18 protein-coding genes are annotated in these 15545 nt (G+C 57.2%); 8 read left to right on the top strand and 10 right to left on the bottom strand.

From position 1 onward, the window contains the following. Positions 1–199 precede the first annotated feature (199 nt). On the bottom strand, positions 200–892 hold the full coding sequence (locus CFBP5473_RS17200; protein WP_027675038.1) for a superoxide dismutase: 693 nt from the start codon (positions 890–892) through the stop codon (positions 200–202). A 280-nt stretch (positions 893–1172) separates the two neighbouring features. Between CFBP5473_RS17200 and CFBP5473_RS17195 the strand changes: the two genes are divergently transcribed. Together CFBP5473_RS17195 and CFBP5473_RS17190 are read left to right on the top strand one after the other, a co-directional pair. Further along, positions 1173–2225 carry a sugar phosphate isomerase/epimerase family protein gene (locus CFBP5473_RS17195; RefSeq protein WP_027675039.1) on the top strand — a complete coding sequence of 351 codons (1053 nt, stop codon included), beginning with the start codon at positions 1173–1175 and terminating at the stop codon, positions 2223–2225. A gap of 23 nt (positions 2226–2248) precedes the next feature. Beyond that, on the top strand, positions 2249–3436 hold the full coding sequence (locus CFBP5473_RS17190) for a Gfo/Idh/MocA family protein (RefSeq protein WP_027675040.1): 1188 nt from the start codon (positions 2249–2251) through the stop codon (positions 3434–3436). Between the two features lie 68 nt (positions 3437–3504). Here the strand turns inward: CFBP5473_RS17190 and CFBP5473_RS17185 are convergent, their stop codons facing one another. Next, a complete protein-coding gene (locus tag CFBP5473_RS17185; RefSeq protein ID WP_027675041.1) occupies positions 3505–3702 on the bottom strand; it encodes a hypothetical protein in 198 nt (65 codons plus the stop codon). 299 nt (positions 3703–4001) lie between these two features. Here CFBP5473_RS17185 and CFBP5473_RS17180 point away from each other — a divergent pair, with 299 nt between their 5' ends. Continuing rightward, positions 4002–4634 carry an outer membrane protein gene (locus tag CFBP5473_RS17180; RefSeq protein ID WP_234881849.1) on the top strand — a complete coding sequence of 211 codons (633 nt, stop codon included), beginning with the start codon at positions 4002–4004 and terminating at the stop codon, positions 4632–4634. Between the two features lie 60 nt (positions 4635–4694). Here CFBP5473_RS17180 and CFBP5473_RS17175 read toward each other — a convergent pair whose 3' ends face one another. Continuing rightward, positions 4695–5009 carry a BA14K family protein gene (locus tag CFBP5473_RS17175; protein ID WP_027675043.1) on the bottom strand — a complete coding sequence of 105 codons (315 nt, stop codon included), beginning with the start codon at positions 5007–5009 and terminating at the stop codon, positions 4695–4697. A gap of 263 nt (positions 5010–5272) precedes the next feature. Further along, positions 5273–6724 carry an aldehyde dehydrogenase gene (locus CFBP5473_RS17170; RefSeq protein WP_027675044.1) on the bottom strand — a complete coding sequence of 484 codons (1452 nt, stop codon included), beginning with the start codon at positions 6722–6724 and terminating at the stop codon, positions 5273–5275. A gap of 238 nt (positions 6725–6962) precedes the next feature. On the opposite strand from CFBP5473_RS17170, the gene CFBP5473_RS17165 reads away from it, so the two are divergent. From CFBP5473_RS17165 to CFBP5473_RS17150, 4 genes are all read left to right on the top strand, one after another. Then, entirely contained in the window at positions 6963–7193 is a 231-nt protein-coding gene (locus CFBP5473_RS17165; protein WP_027675045.1) for a DUF378 domain-containing protein, read from the top strand. A 77-nt stretch (positions 7194–7270) separates the two neighbouring features. Continuing rightward, positions 7271–8821 (top strand): cryptochrome/photolyase family protein, encoded by a 1551-nt coding sequence (locus tag CFBP5473_RS17160; RefSeq protein ID WP_027675046.1) that lies wholly within the window; start codon positions 7271–7273, stop codon positions 8819–8821. Between the two features lie 24 nt (positions 8822–8845). Next, entirely contained in the window at positions 8846–9535 is a 690-nt protein-coding gene (locus tag CFBP5473_RS17155) for an SDR family NAD(P)-dependent oxidoreductase (RefSeq protein ID WP_027675047.1), read from the top strand. Positions 9536–9690: 155 nt separating this feature from the next. Beyond that, a complete protein-coding gene (locus CFBP5473_RS17150; RefSeq protein WP_027675048.1) occupies positions 9691–9972 on the top strand; it encodes a hypothetical protein in 282 nt (93 codons plus the stop codon). Positions 9973–10021: 49 nt separating this feature from the next. Here CFBP5473_RS17150 and CFBP5473_RS17145 read toward each other — a convergent pair whose 3' ends face one another. The 6 genes from CFBP5473_RS17145 to CFBP5473_RS17120 form a co-directional block, all read right to left on the bottom strand. After that, complete coding sequence (locus CFBP5473_RS17145) at positions 10022–10852, bottom strand: shikimate dehydrogenase family protein (RefSeq protein ID WP_027675049.1); 831 nt, start codon at positions 10850–10852, stop codon at positions 10022–10024. Between the two features lie 37 nt (positions 10853–10889). Next, positions 10890–11618, bottom strand: coding sequence for an amino acid ABC transporter ATP-binding protein (locus tag CFBP5473_RS17140; protein ID WP_169696906.1), 729 nt, complete (start codon positions 11616–11618; stop codon positions 10890–10892). Positions 11619–11708: 90 nt separating this feature from the next. Further along, on the bottom strand, positions 11709–12350 hold the full coding sequence (locus CFBP5473_RS17135; protein ID WP_027675051.1) for an amino acid ABC transporter permease: 642 nt from the start codon (positions 12348–12350) through the stop codon (positions 11709–11711). 9 nt (positions 12351–12359) lie between these two features. After that, the gene (locus tag CFBP5473_RS17130) at positions 12360–13028 is read right to left on the bottom strand and encodes an amino acid ABC transporter permease (protein ID WP_027675052.1); all 669 of its coding nucleotides are present in this window, start codon (positions 13026–13028) and stop codon (positions 12360–12362) included. Next, positions 13025–13495 carry a type II 3-dehydroquinate dehydratase gene (aroQ, locus tag CFBP5473_RS17125; RefSeq protein ID WP_027675053.1) on the bottom strand — a complete coding sequence of 157 codons (471 nt, stop codon included), beginning with the start codon at positions 13493–13495 and terminating at the stop codon, positions 13025–13027. The genes CFBP5473_RS17130 and aroQ overlap by 4 nt, the downstream gene beginning before the upstream one ends. A gap of 101 nt (positions 13496–13596) precedes the next feature. Then, entirely contained in the window at positions 13597–14427 is an 831-nt protein-coding gene (locus CFBP5473_RS17120; RefSeq protein ID WP_027675054.1) for a transporter substrate-binding domain-containing protein, read from the bottom strand. Positions 14428–14785: 358 nt separating this feature from the next. Here CFBP5473_RS17120 and CFBP5473_RS17115 point away from each other — a divergent pair, with 358 nt between their 5' ends. After that, entirely contained in the window at positions 14786–15457 is a 672-nt protein-coding gene (locus CFBP5473_RS17115; RefSeq protein ID WP_027675055.1) for a GntR family transcriptional regulator, read from the top strand. Positions 15458–15545 lie beyond the last annotated feature (88 nt).

Raw genomic sequence — 15545 nt, 5'->3', positions numbered from 1 at the left:
TTGATCAAATAATCAACTTTATGCGATTTGATACTATTTTAGGCGTTGTCTTTAGAATGTTATGATTGTCCGATCTAATAAGTCGGACAATTCGTTCTATTCATCTTTACTTTTGTAATACGAAGAACGCCCCGTCACATGACGAGGCGCTAAAACTTTGGTTGCGCTTGCCCGGTTTTGGAGCGCTACGACGGCGACGTCAGGCGGCGGAAATCTTGTCTCCGACCACACGCCAGTTCACGAGGTTTTCCAGAACGGCCCTGATGTGTTCCGGCTTGCGGTTCTCGTAATCGACATAATAGGCGTGCTCCCAGATATCGATGCCGAGGAAAGCCGGGCGACCGACGGCGACGGGGTTGTTGCCGTCCTCATAACCGACGAGAGCAATCTTGCCCGCATCGTCTCGTGTCAGCCAGACCCAGCCCGTACCGAAAACTTCATCCGATGTGGCGACGGCCTTTTCGATGAACTTGGTATAATCGCCGAAGGCCGCGTTGATTTCTTCCGCTGCCTTGCCCTCTGGCCTCTTCGGGCCACCGGGAACGAACTGATCCCAATAAACGACATGGTTCCAGGCCTGTGCGGCGTTATTGAAAATCTTCTTGTCCGCTTCCTTGCCGTAGGATGCGGTGACGATCTGTTCCAGTTCCATGTCAGCATAGGGCGTGCCCTTGGACAGGGTGTTGAGCTTATCGAAATAGGCCTTGTGGTGCTTGCCATAATGCAGGCCGACGGTTTTGGCGGAGATGTGCGGGGCAAGCGCATCTTCCTTGAAGGGCAGAGCGGGTTGGCTGAAAGGGGCCGCGGCCCGGCCAATGGACGGCGTGGAAAGAAGCGTTGCGGCTGCGGAAGCGGCACCGGCGGCTAGGACTGCGCGTCTGGTCATTATCATGGGTCAGGGCTCCTGATCGTCACGGGGTGAAACCGGCTAACCCTTCCGGGCCGCAAAAGTTTCTTCCTTCCCCGCGATCAGGCGTCTGCTCCCGAAGTTGTTATCGCGGCGACGGGAAAGAGATGACCCGCTTCAGGGTGCTTGGGCAGCTATCTTCGCAATTAATAATGTTGCGAGCGTCATTGAGGGTTGCACGAAATTCAGGAGTGGTTAGCTTACTCGCCGTTGACCGGTGGAGGCTGGATCCGATCAACTGTATCGATACAGGAGGAAGAGACATATGAAGACGATCAAAGGTCCCGGTTTGTTTCTGGGTCAGTTTGCGGGCGACGCGGCACCTTTCAATAGCTGGGACGGGATCACCAAATGGGCCGCTGAAAAAGGCTACCTCGGCGTGCAGGTGCCCACATGGGCGGGCCAGCTGATCGACCTGAAAAAGGCTGCCGAATCCAAGGATTATTGCGACGAGTTTGCGGGCGTTGCGCGCCAGAACGGCGTCGAAGTCACCGAACTTTCAACCCATCTGCAAGGCCAGTTGGTGGCCGTGCATCCCGCTTATGACGAAGCCTTCGATGGCTTTGCGGCTCCCGAAGTGCGTGGCAATCCCAAGGCCCGCCAGGAATGGGCTGTCGAGCAGGTGAAGCTTGCGCTGAAGGCATCGCGTAATCTCGGCATCAATGCCCACGCCACTTTCTCCGGCGCGCTGGCATGGCCCTTTATCTACCCATGGCCGCAGCGCCCCGCCGGTCTGGTGGAAACGGCATTCGATGAGTTGGCGCGACGCTGGACGCCGATCCTTGATTTCGCCGATGAGCAGGGTGTGGACATCTGCTACGAGATTCACCCCGGCGAAGACCTGCATGACGGCGTGACCTTCGAGATGTTCCTGGAGCGGGTAAAGAACCATAAGCGCGCCAACATGCTCTACGACCCTTCGCACTACGTGCTGCAGTGCCTGGATTACCTCGATAATATCGACATCTACAAAGACCGGATCAAGATGTTCCACGTCAAGGATGCCGAGTTCAACCCGACAGGACGCCAAGGCGTATATGGCGGTTATCAGGGCTGGGTAAACCGTGCCGGACGCTTCCGTTCGCTTGGCGACGGGCAGGTGGATTTCGGTGCCGTATTCTCCAAGATGGCGGCCAATGATTTCGAAGGCTGGGCAGTGGTTGAGTGGGAATGCGCCCTGAAGCACCCGGAAGATGGCGCAGCCGAAGGCTCCGAATTCGTCAAGGCGCACATTATTCGCGTGACGGAAAAGGCCTTCGACGATTTCGCTTCGAGCGGAACGGACGATGCTGCCAATCGCCGCATGCTTGGCCTTTAAGCAGGTAATACCGAGGAGATAACATGGCAATTGAAGGAAAGACGACCGACAAGGCAGCTAAGCGCATTCGCCTGGGCATGGTTGGCGGCGGCAGCGGTGCGTTTATTGGCGGCGTTCACCGCATGGCGGCGCGGCTGGATAACCGGTTCGAACTGGTGGCGGGTGCGTTGTCTTCCACACCGGAAAAATCCAGGGCATCCGGCCTGGAACTGGGCCTCGATGAAGACCGCTGCTATGGCTCGTTCGAGGAAATGGCGGAAAAGGAAGCGGCGCGCGAAGACGGTATCGATGCCGTTGCAATCGTAACGCCGAACCATGTCCACTACCCGGCGGCGAAAGCCTTTCTGGAACGTGGCATCCATGTCATCTGCGACAAGCCGCTGACCTCCAATCTGGAAGATGCCAAAAAGCTGAAGGACGTTGCCGACAAGGCGGATGCTCTATTTGTACTGACGCATAATTACACCGGCTACCCCATGGTGCGCCATGCGCGCGAACTGGTGGAGTCCGGTGTTCTGGGTGACATTCGTCTGGTGCAGATGGAATATCCGCAGGACTGGCTGGCAGAGCCAATAGAGCAGACGGGTGCGAAGCAGGCTGTGTGGCGCACCGATCCGGCTCAGTCCGGCGCGGGCGGTTCCACGGGCGATATCGGCACGCATGCCTATAATCTCGGCTGCTTCATCTCCGGGCTTGAGGCGGACGAGCTTGCGGCTGATGTGCATACCTTCGTGGAAGGGCGTCGTCTTGATGACAATGCCCATGTGATGTTGCGCTTCAAGGCAAAGGGCTCCGCCCAAGCGGCGAAGGGTCTCTTGTGGTGCAGCCAGGTTGCGGTTGGGCATGAAAACGGGCTGAAGGTGCGCGTTTACGGCACCAAGGCCGGGATCGAGTGGACGCAGGCGGACCCGAACTATCTGTGGTTCACCAAGCTTGGCGAACCGAAGCAGCTGATCACCCGCGGCGGCGCGGGTGCAGGTGATGCGGCTGCGCGTGTGACGCGCATCCCCTCCGGCCATCCCGAAGGCTATCTCGAAGCCTTTGCCACGATCTATACCGAAGCGGCCAACGCCATCGATGCGCGGCGCAATGGCAGCGAACTCGACAAGGCCGTCATCTATCCAACGGTGGATGATGGCGTGAAGGGCGTTGCGTTTGTGGAAGCGTGTATCCGTTCTTCAAAAGATAATGGCAACTGGATGAAGCTTTAATCATGCAATAGAAAAGCCACCGTGCGATCGGCTCGCGCGGCGGCTTTTTGGAATTTACATTTTAACCCTTATGCTGCTCCGGCGGGATCGCCGATTGGCAACAAGGCCGGATTAAGCGTCGGATCGTTCGGATTTTTGCTATCGCCGGGATCCTTTACCGGCGGAACTGGCGGCTTTTCCTGTACCCTATCCGGGATGCCGGGCGTGGATGTCGGGCCGCGCGGGCTTTCGATATTCGTGTCGTCCAGTGGATCACGGTTTGGCATGGTGTGCCTCCTTGATTAGCGTTCACTTAGTAAACAAGGTCGGCAGGCTTAAGGTTCCAATGACATGGCGCCAGAGCGTATCGATGCGCTTGCATCCGGCTGCGAGGCGGTAATTTTTGGCGTTAACTCTTTGTTATCCATGCCGTTAAAGTTTTAGCTAAATTCTAACCAAGTTTCCTTTTTTGCCATATCTTGGCGCTTATGTTGACCATAACGGCAATCAGACGGGTAACGCATCTGGTTGCCTTGAATGCGCAATCCCGGTCATTCGTGAGCGGGTGGACTTTGGTACGGAGTAGATGATGTCCAAGAATTTCAAAATGCTCGTTGTTGCCGCACTGGCATCCATGGCGGTAACCCCGGTTTTTGCTGCAGACCTGAGCGGCAGCTATGAAGCGCCTCCTTCCTATAGCGAAGCGCCAAGCTCGTCCTGGACGGGTGCCTATGCAGGTGGACACGTCGGCGCGGCCATGCCGCATGCAAACCCGTTCCGTGACGGCAAGGGCCTCGCGCTCGGCGTTCAAGGCGGCTACAATTACGATATGGGCTCCGTCGTCGTCGGCGGCGAACTGGAAGCTTCGCATCTGGGCGATACCAAGGTTGGCGTTCCCGATGGCAACCTGCGTGAGCGCTGGCGCGTGGCCGCAAAGGCCAAGGCAGGCATGAAGCTGGACGATACGCTGGTTTACGGCACGGCTGGTCTGACCGTTACGAGCCTGCGTGACGGCTCCGGCGTTGTTGGTCCAGATGGTATGAAGGAAGGTTATCTGGTTGGTGCCGGTGTGGAGCACCGCTTTAACCAGCAGATTTCCGGTCGCGTAGAGTATAACTATGTTGCGACGGATGATGTTCGCACATTCTCTAACGGCAATACACACCACACCGATATCAGCGACAATGTCGTCAAGGGCGGTCTGAACTACCACTTCTAATTCGATTGCTGCCCTTGGCCGCTATCGACACGCATCAGTGAGCGGGTGCTTTGCGCCCGCTCACTTCGACCGGCATTCTACGCGGGCACCGGCAGGGCTCGCATAGGTGTTGTCAGATGCGTGGTAGGACGTGTAGCGCTCCGCGCACCAGCGAATATGCTGGATTTCATCCGCCGTCAGAACAATGCTTCCGGTGCCTGTGGTTGCCCCGCCGTTGCTGAAAGCGGAAACCGATGTGTTGGACGCTTCGTCAGCGCCTGCCTGGCCAGCATAGGCGGGGTTGATGACGCTGAGGGCGAAGGACGGCGTAGCTGCCGCAAAAGACAAAGCTGCCGCCAAAAAAAGTACGGATTTTCCGTTTCCCATACTTGACATTTTTGCACTTCCTCTTCCGTAGGTTCGGAAAAGCAACGTGGGTGAACCGATTTTGGTTCCCGCGTTAACGAAGTGTCAAAACAAACGTGTCTGTGATGAAGGGTGTCTCAGCTGTTGATTCGAAGGCGCTCGCTTGAACCAAAGCTCTTATCCGGCCTAAGTATTGTTTCAGTAATTTCCTTATGAATTCAAAAGAAAAGAGCCGCCCGTCCTTCTCAAGCGGCTCTTGAATCGTGGCTTCGTTCAGTGTTTTTTATCGATATTCAGATCGGATAATGTAGCGGTCCATTTTGTACCGTGACCCAGCGAAGTTCGGTAAATTCTGCGATACCGGCGGTGCCGCCGAATCTGCCATAGCCGGATGCCTTCACACCGCCGAAGGGCATCTGGGCCTCATCATGCACGGTTGGGCCGTTGATGTGGCAGATGCCACTTTCAATCCGTTCCGCCACGGCCATCGCGCGCGCCTGATCTTTGCCGAACACCGCAGCGGAGAGGCCGAATTCGGTTTCGTTGGCGATCCTGATCGCGTCATCCGTATCGCGGGTGCGGATGATCGAGACGACCGGGCCGAAACTTTCCTCGGTGTAAAGCCGCATTTGCGGCGTGACGTGATCGACGGCGGTGGCATCCAGCAGGGTTTGCGAACCGCCGCCGCCTGCCACCAGTTTCGCGCCATTGGCAACCGCGTCTTCTACCAGCGTCTTGATGCGCGACGCGGCTTCTGCGCTGACGAGCGAGCCGAGAGGCGCTTTGCCTTCGCTGGGATTGCCCGCCTTCAATGTATCGACTTTGCGCGCAAAAGCTTCCACGAACTGGTCTGCGATGGCGTCCACGACGATGATCCGTTCCGTGGACATGCAGATCTGACCCTGATTCATGAAGGCGCCGAAGGCAGCAGCGGCCACGGCGGCTTCGATATCCGCATCATCCAGTACGATGAAGGGCGCCTTGCCGCCAAGTTCCAGAAGGGCGGGTTTGAGATAACGTCCTGATGTTTCCGCAATCACCTTGCCGACGCGGGTGGAGCCGGTGAAGTTGACTCGCTTGACGGCGGGGTGGGCAATCAGGGCTTCCACCACCGCTGCCGCATCTTCCGGCGCGTTGGAAATGGCGTTCAGCACGCCCTTTGGAAAACCTGCCGAGGCAATGGCCTCTACCACCAGAGCATGGGTGCGCGGGCAAAGCTCGGACGTCTTCATCACCACCGTATTGCCGCAGGCAAGCGGGGTGGCAAGCGACCGGACGCCGAGAATGACGGGCGCATTCCACGGCGCCATGGACAGGACGACGCCTGCCGGCTTGCGCAGCGCCATAGCTGTTGTACCGGGGCGGTTGGAGGGTATGATCTCGCCTTTGATCTGTGTCGTCAGACTTGCCGCCTCGATCAGCATATCGCGCGCCAGATGCACGTTGAAGCCAGCCCATGCATCGGTAGAACCGATTTCTTCCTTCATTGCGGTAACGATTGCGGGCGCAGCCTCATGCAGAGCTTCCGCCGCAGCCAGAAGCAACTGGCGGCGCTGACCCGGCGTGGTTTTCGACCATTCCGCAAAGGCCGCTGCTGCCGCATCTGCCGCAGCGCGTGCGTCATCTACCGAAGCGGCGGCGGCGCTCGTTGCGGTTTCGCCGCTGATCGGGTTCTTGCGCTCAAAGCGCTTGCCGCCCGATGCGGCGCGCTGATCTCCGCCGATAAAAAGCTCTATCGATTGCATTCTCAAATCTCCTCCGCGTGAAAATGTGTCATTACGAGTGTTGAAAAAACCGCAGCCTGCCTCCTGTTGCGGTTCCCCCTGCGCACACACTATCGATCCGAACCATCTGCGCAAGATGTTCTGCGCAAAGGATTTTCTCATCTCACGACGTATCACGCCCATGTGTTCATTTGATCGGAACAACGAAGTGCATGGCCGGTTCGGCAGGTCCCATCACAAGCCCAATCAGGAGAATTCCATGCGCGTGTTAAACCTCATCACCCTCTTTCTCATCATCGTCGGCGGCATCAATTGGCTGCTTGTCGGCATCGCTGATTTCGATCTTGTCGCGGCGCTTTTCGGCGGCCAGCAGGCGACGCTCGCCAAGATCGTTTATATCCTCGTCGGCCTCTCCGCGCTTTATCAGTTGATGCCATTTGCCCGCGCAATGTCTGTGGGTGAGACGGCTGCGGAAGCGTCGCGCCGTTGATCTGACAGCTCATAAAGAAATCGATCTTCGCCGTCTCCCGGCTGGAACGGGAGGCGGCACCTCATCGTTCTGCGGCGATGACCTCACATTGCCGAAACCTCATCTTCATTCTGGGCGACCAGCTTTCGCACACCATAAGCAGCCTTGAGGGCGCAGACCCTGCGCAGGACATCATTTTGATGTGCGAGGTGGCGGAGGAGACGACCTATGTGCGCCACCACCGAAAGAAGATCGTCCTCATCCTCTCCGCCATGCGCCATTTTGCCGAGGAGCTTCGCGAAAAGGGTTTTACCGTTCGCTACGTGAAACTGGACGATGCCGACAATAGCGGCAGCTTTTCCAAGGAGTTGGGACGCGCGGTGTCTGAGACAAAGCCACAGCACATCATCGTGACCGAGCCGGGGGAATACCGCGTTCTGGAGGCGATGTCCGGTTGGGAGAAGGCTGTCGGCGTTCCAGTGGAAATAAGGGCGGACAAGCGTTTCATCTGTTCCCGCGATGAATTTCGTGAGTGGGCCGAGGGCAGGCGTGAACTGACCATGGAGTTCTTCTACCGCGAGATGCGGCGAAAGACGGGGATTCTGATGGAGGGTGAAAAACCTGCCGGCGGGCGCTGGAACTTCGATAGCGAAAACCGCAAGCCTGCCAAGCCCGATCTTTTTCGTCCCTCCCACATGCGGTTCACACCTGACGCAACGACGGTTGAGGTGATGGCGCTGATCGATAAGCGTTTCACCGAGCATATGGGCGAGGCCAAGGGGTTCTGCTTTGCCGTGACACGCAAGGATGCCGAACATGCTGCCGATAGTTTCATCGAGCAGTTTCTACCGGGCTTCGGTGATACGCAGGATGCGATGCTGTCAGGCGATCCGTTTCTCAACCATTCGCTTCTGTCGTTCTATATCAATCTCGGCCTTCTGGATCCGCTCGATATCTGCCGCAGGGCGGAGCGTGCTTATCTGGAAGGCGATGCGCCGATCAATGCGGTGGAAGGCTTCATTCGCCAGATCATCGGCTGGCGGGAATATGTGCGCGGCGTTTACTGGCACTTCATGCCGGAATATGGCGAACGCAATTTCTTCGAAACCCACCGTCCGCTGCCATCCTTCTTCTGGGACGGCAAAACAAAGATGAACTGTCTTTCGACAGTGATCGGGGAAACCATCGACAACGCTTACGCCCACCACATTCAACGGCTGATGATAACGGGAAATTTCTCGCTTCTGGCAGGGCTCGATCCGCGCGGCGTGCATGAATGGTATCTGGAGGTTTATGCGGACGCGTTCGAGTGGGTGGAGCTGCCGAACGTGATCGGCATGAGCCAGTTTGCCGATGGCGGGCTGCTCGGCTCCAAGCCCTATGCGGCGAGCGGCGCCTATATCTCCCGCATGTCCGATTACTGTGAAAACTGCCAATATGACGTACGCAAGAAGACGGAGGAGGGAGCTTGCCCCTTTAATGCGCTCTACTGGGATTTTCTCGACCGAAATCGAAAGAAACTATCCGGCAACCGGCGGCTCGCTCAGCCTTATGCCACATGGCAGAGGATGAAGGACGAGCAGCGGCAGGCCTATAAGAACGCAGCGCGGGGTTTTCTGAATAAACTCGATGACGGCGAGGCTGTGTAAGCAAAGGGAGATTGGCAAATGACGATGACATCCCTGCCCGATGGCTTTCGCGCCCTGGTGATCGGTGCCAGCGGAGGGATTGGCTCGGCAATCGTGAAGGCGCTCCAAGAGGACACGCGATGCAGCGAAGTGACCGGCCTTTCCCGCTCCGGCACCGGCCTCGATGTGACCAATGAAGAAAGCGTGGCGGCTGCCGCCGCTGGGGTGGATGGCGAGTATCATCTGCTGTTCTGCGCCACCGGCGCCTTGACCATCGATGGCGTGGGACCGGAGAAGGCGCTGAGGCAGCTTTTGCCGGATGCGATGATGCGGCAGTTTGCATTGAATGCTCTCGGCCCCGCACTTTTACTCAAGCATTTCGCGCCCAAACTTGCGCGGAAAGAACGCAGCCTGACCGCCTTTCTTTCCGCCCGCGTCGGCTCCATCGGCGACAACCACCTCGGCGGGTGGATTTCCTACCGCTCCTCCAAAGCCGCCCTGAACCAGATCACCCGCACTGCCGCAATCGAACTCGCGCGCACTCATCCCCAATCGGTTGTCGCCGCCCTGCATCCCGGCACTGTCGCGACGGGTTTGACTGAAGATTATTCCGCTGGCCGGGAGCGATTGCAGCCGGAGACGAGCGCGCGAATGATGCTTGATGTGCTGGACGGCCTGCAGCCGGGACAGACCGGAGAGTTCTTCGCTTATGATGGCGAGAGGGTGGAGTGGTAGCGTGGTTGAACCCGCCATGCGCCAGCCTCATTCCTGCCGTGACTTGTTTGTTCCGGTTGGCGTTCTTATGTTTTGGGCAACAATCAAGCAAACAAATGCGCATTGGCTGATCGCTGCCCAAGGGCGGTCTGGATGGGTGCGTGCGGAGGTGGACTATGGAAACGACTGCCAAATCTCTTCCAGAAATGGACATGGGCGAAAGGCTCGCCATGATGGATACCGTGACGCAGGCGCTGGCGGATGCGGCGGAGCATGCTTCCAATGAGGGCGAAGTTCAGTTGATGCAGAATTTCAAGGCCATGGCGGCGATGCTGGAAGGTGGGAGCGACGATCTTTCCTCCAGCGATCTGAAGCCGGTCGAGCTCATGTTGCGCCATGCGCTTAGCCTGCTGCACCTTTATATGGAGCGCCCGGAGCGGGACAGGCTTCTGCATTAGCTAACTTCAAGTCCTTGCATTTATTATTTTAAAATACGCGCGGCAATTTCTACTTCAGCCGCGCGACGGCGCGGATTTCTTCGACGCTTGTCGTGGGAAAGCCGAAGAATTCCAGATAGGCGGGGATTTGCTCGAACAGCATATCGGTGCCGATCTGGTACTGGCAGCCTTTTGCGCGGGCGGCTTCCAGAAATGGCGTGATTTCCTGTTTCATCACCACTTCGCCTGCGAAGGTTTCTGGGGCTAGTTTCGATACATCGATGGGCAGCGGATCGCCCGGTTTCATGCCGAGTGGCGTGGCATTGACCACGATGTCGAAGCCCGATGGATTTGGTGAGCCCGCCGAGATGACGGTGTTTGGATAGTGCAGCCGCAGCCGGCCCATAAGGCCTTCCATGCTGACGGTATTCGCATCGTAAATCGCAAGTTCCTGAACGCCTGACTTGGCGAACGAGGCGGCGATGGCCGAGCCGACGCCGCCGGAACCGACGACGAGAACCTTGGCGCCTTTAACCTCGCGCCCCTTGCGGATGACGCCGCGCACGAAACCTTCCCCATCGAACATATCGCCGATCAGGCGTCCGTCTTCTGAAAGGCGCACGGCATTGCAGGAGCCTGCAATTTTGGCGCTGGTGGAAAGCTCATCCAGCAGGCCCATTGTCGTGACCTTGTGAGGCATGGTGATGAGCGCGCCGTGAATATTCGAAAGGCGGAAGGTGAGCTTCAGGAATTCTGGAAAATCTTCCGGCTTGCAGCCCATCGGCACCACGACGGCATCGACACCGATCTTTTCGAAATAGGGATTGTAGATCAGCGGTGCTTTGAAGGTTTCGGTGGGGTAACCGATATGCGCGATGAGTTTGGTGGTGCCTGAAATCATGGCAAAGGTCTTTCAGCGATGCGCCAATTCAACAGCTCTAGTGCCTGAGAATTTCACCGAGGAATTTTCGGGTGCGTTCGTGCTTGGGATTGGTGAAGAATTCGGATGGGTGAGACTCTTCCACGATTGCGCCGCTGGCCATGAAGATGACGCGATTGGCGACTTGGCGGGCGAAGCCCATTTCATGGGTGACGCAGATCATCGTCATGCCTTCTTCGGCAAGGCTGATCATGGTGTCGAGCACTTCCTTGACCATTTCCGGATCGAGCGCAGAGGTCGGCTCGTCGAAAAGCATGATTTTGGGACGCATGCAGAGCGCTCTGGCAATGGCCACACGCTGCTGCTGGCCGCCGGAAAGCTGGGCGGGATATTTATCCGCCTGCTCCAGAATCTTTACGCGATCCAGAAGCTGGCGGGCGCGTTCCTGTGCTTCCGCCTTGCTTAAACCAAGGACGCGCATGGGCGCGAGCATGCAGTTTTGCAGTACGGTGAGGTGCGGGAAGAGATTGAACTGCTGGAACACCATGCCGACTTCGCGGCGGATGGCATCGATGGCCTTGGCCTGATGGCCAAGCAGGATGCCGCCGACGCGGATTTCGCCCTTCTGGTAGGCTTCCAGATGGTTGATGCAGCGGATCAGCGTGGATTTGCCGCTGCCGGAGGGGCCGCATAGAACTATGCGTTCGCCCTGCGTTACCGACATATTGATATCGTGCAATGCCTGGAACGAGCCATACCATTTGGCAACGTCCTGCATCTTGATCATGGGTTCGGCTGACGGGGAAGGCTGGCCGTTGATCATTGTCCACTCCGTAAAATCAGGTATGCTGAGGGGCATCGATGGTTGAATTCCAGACTACCGGGCCGACATCGCGAAGCGTCGCTCGATGCGCGCGCCGATGATGGTGAGCGGGCAGCACATGACGAAATAAAGCGCGCCGACGATGCCGAAGACGAGAAGCGGCTGGAAGGTCTGGTTCGAGATGATGTTTCCGGCGCGGGTCAGCTCGGTAAAGCCGACGATGGCCGCGAGGGACGTGCCCTTGATAAGCTGTACGAGAAAGCCAATGGTGGCGGGAAGCGAGATACGCAATGCCTGAGGCAGCACGATATCCTTCATGCGCGAGGCGTATTTGATGCTGAGCGCCATGGCGGCTTCCGTCTGCCCACGCGGCACAGCCTCGATTGAACCGCGCCAGATTTCGCCGAGATAGGCGCTGGCATGCAGCGTGAGGCCGATGGCAACGGCGACCCATGCATCGAGCCTGAGGCCAATCAGGGCTAGGCCGTAATAGACCACGAAGAGCTGCATGAGGAGCGGCGTGCCCTGAAAGACGGCGATATAGCCCGCCGTGATGCGCTCTACCGCGCGGTTTCCGCAGGTGCGCAAAAGCGCAATGCAAAGCCCGGCAAGGCAGCCGCAGACAAAGCCGACTGCAGAGAGAACGACTGTCCATTTCAGACCGATCAGTAGAAAAACGAATTCATCGCGACCCATGGTAGCCTCCTACTTGACCGGATAGTTGAAGTAGTGCGCCGAGAAGAACCCGAAGATGCGCATCATGACCCAGGAAATCACGAGATAGAAAAGCGTGACGGTGAAATAGACTTCGAAGCTTCTGAAGCTTTCCGATTCAATCAGCTGCGACACCGAGGTCAGCTCATAGGCCGAGATTGCCGATGCAATGCTGGTGGTGAGCGTGAGCAGCACGAACTGGCTGGTGAGCGACGGATAGATGGCGCGCAGGGCCGGTTTCAGAATGATGAAGCGGAAGACCTGCGCCTTGTGCAGCCCAAGCGCAAGACCCGCTTCGATCTGCCCCTTGGAAATGGACTGGACGCCGCCACGGATGATTTCGATGGCGTAAGCGCCGCCATTGATGCCGAGCGCGATGATGGCCGTGGGCGTCGGATCGAGGCGAAGGCCTGCGAGCGGCAGGGCGAAATAGATGAAGAAGATCTGCACCAGAAACGGCGTGTTACGGATCAATTCCACGAAGGCGATGACCAGCCAGCGAAACGGCTTGAAGGGTGAATCACGCAGGATGACGCCGCCGATGCCGATGACCACGGCGAGCAACATGCCGGAAATGGCGAGCAGAAATGTGCCGAGACAGGCCATCAGCAGGCTGGGTAGGCCATCTATGACGGGGGTGAAATCCAGTTGATAATTCATGCCGTCACCTTCGCGGTTGAAGCCTGATAGCGTGCGGAAAGCCGGGCCATGGCCTGGATGGCCAGCTCATATCCATCCGCACCAAGCCCGATCATGATCGATGTCGCGACGCGCGAGACCAGCGAATTGTGATAGATGCTTTCGCGGGCATGCACATTGGAAATGTGCAGCTCTATTTTCGGCGGATCGAAGGTTTTCAGCGCATCGAGAAGAGCGATTGAGGTGAAGGTATAGGCCGCGGGATTGATGACGATGCCGCAGGCCTTGTTGCGGGCGTCATGAACGCTTTCAACAAGTTCACCCTCGAAATTCGTCTGGCGAAAATCAACATCGAAGCCCAGTTTCGCTGCCTCGGCGATACATCTGCCCTTGATTTCCTCCAGCGTGGTGGAGCCGTAGATGGACGGTTCGCGCTGGCCGAGAAGATTGAGGTTGGGGCCATTGAGCACGTAAATCAGATTGCTCATCGTCACACTTTCGCAAGGGCTGTCAATTCGAAGGCAAAGGGGTGGCGTTGGCGGCAATCGTTGCGATGCCGCCTGCGCCTACAGGTTCTGAAGTGCCCCGCTTATCCCGCGGTGAAGTTGATGCCTTCCAGCTTTTCCGGGAATTCCGGAACCGGCACCTTCATCCACTTGTCGTAGACCTTTTTCAGCTCGCCATTGGTCTTGATCTTGTCGATGAACTGGTTGAGGGCCGCATTGATTTCCTTTTCGCCCAGACGCGTGCAGGCGCCGTTATAGAGCTTCTGGAATTCAAGCTTGTTTTCGAACTCGCCGGGGCGAGCCTTTTCGACGCGGTCCATGTAGAAAATGTTGCCGCCAAGCGTATCGACCTGGCCGGAGGCGAGAGCCTGAACGCTGGCCGCATCGCCATCGTAACGGCGAATGGTGGTGCCTTCCGGCGCGTTCTTGGTGACCTGCGTATCCTGTGCCGCACCCTTCGCCACGCCGACGGAGAACTTGGCCATATCGGCATTGGTCTTGATTTCGGCCTTCTTCGGGCCGATCAGGACGATAGCGTTTGCGACATAGGGCTTGCTGAACTGGACGGCCTTTGCGCGATCCGGCAGCATGGCCATGGTGGCGAAGAGAACATCCACGCGACCGGTGGTCAGCGCAGGAATGCGGTTGTTGACTTCAAGCGGTACGAATTCGACTTCGACGCCAAGTTCCTTGGCAAAAAGCGTGGCGATATCGGCATCGAGACCATCCTGCTTGCCAGCGCTGGTAACGAAGCCCCACGGCGGGTTATCGCCCTGAATGCCGACGATGAGCTTGCCGCGCGCCTTGATTTCATCTGGGGTGACAGCCGAAGCCTGCTGACCGAAGCTTGCAGCTGCGATAAGCGCAGCGCCAGCCATCATCAAGGTACGGCGTGCGATGGTTTTCTTGAACATGGTTCCTCCTCCTGAACTCAGCTGTGCAGTCAGCCTCCTCCGACCACACTTGATCATTGTCAGAGATTCCCTATCTGATCAACATAGTTTTTTAAAAATCTATGATGATTTTGATTTCAAATGCTCTTTATTTTAGCTCATTTCAACGTGCTGACGCGACAATGCCAGGTGGCAATAAGTTATTATGATATTGTAATATATAGGAATTTTCGATTTCATGCGCGCTCGTCACCAAGGGTATTATTAGCGAAATAAAATATCCGACATTTTTCCGATCATATGTGACTTGGCATGTATTTCTTAATCTCCGCTGATATGCATAATGTCATGCGATCCGCCTAATGATTGAGAGCGTGCCATGCTTCACGAAGTTCCACCAGAAACCGTTGCCGAGGTCGGTTATCGCCGCATAAGGGCGGATATCATCTTCGGTCGGCTGGCGCCGGGGCAGAAGCTGAAGTTGGAGAGTCTCAAGAACGCTTATGGCACCAGCGTGAGCACCTTGCGCGAAATTCTGAGCCGCCTTGCGTCAGACGGGCTGGTGACGGCGGAAGGGCAGCGGGGGTTTGAGGTGGCTCCGGTTTCCATTTCCGATCTGAGGGAAGTGGCGGCGCTGCGCTTGCTGCTTGAGACGCATGCGCTCGAACAATCCTTCACCAATGGCGACATGGAGTGGGAAGCGGGGCTCGTCTCGGCGCATTACAAGCTTTCCAGCATGGAACGCATCATGTCCACCGGCGATATCAGCCGGACGGAAGACTGGAAGCGTTATGACTGGGAGTTCCATCAGGCGCTGATTTCCGCCTGCGGCTCCCGGCTTTTGATGGAGACGCATGCGGCGGTTTTCGATAAGTATCTGCGCTACCAGATGGTGGCGCTATCCTATCGCGGCGATGTGGCGTCTCGGGAACATCAGCAACTGCTGGACACGGCGCTGAAACGGGATTTCAAGACGGCGAAGGCCATTCTGACGGACCATATTCAGGGCGGCGTGGAGCATGCCTTGGCGCAGGGCAAGCTCAAGGCCTGACCAAATCTGGAGTCATTTGGTCTGGATTTCTTCTGCTTTTCCGGTGATTATTTGCGGGAACAAGACATACACTCTTCGGTTTATCGGC

Source organism: Agrobacterium larrymoorei (assembly GCF_005145045.1).
Lineage (GTDB): Bacteria > Pseudomonadota > Alphaproteobacteria > Rhizobiales > Rhizobiaceae > Agrobacterium > Agrobacterium larrymoorei.
This window is presented reverse-complemented; position numbering and strand designations above follow the sequence as displayed.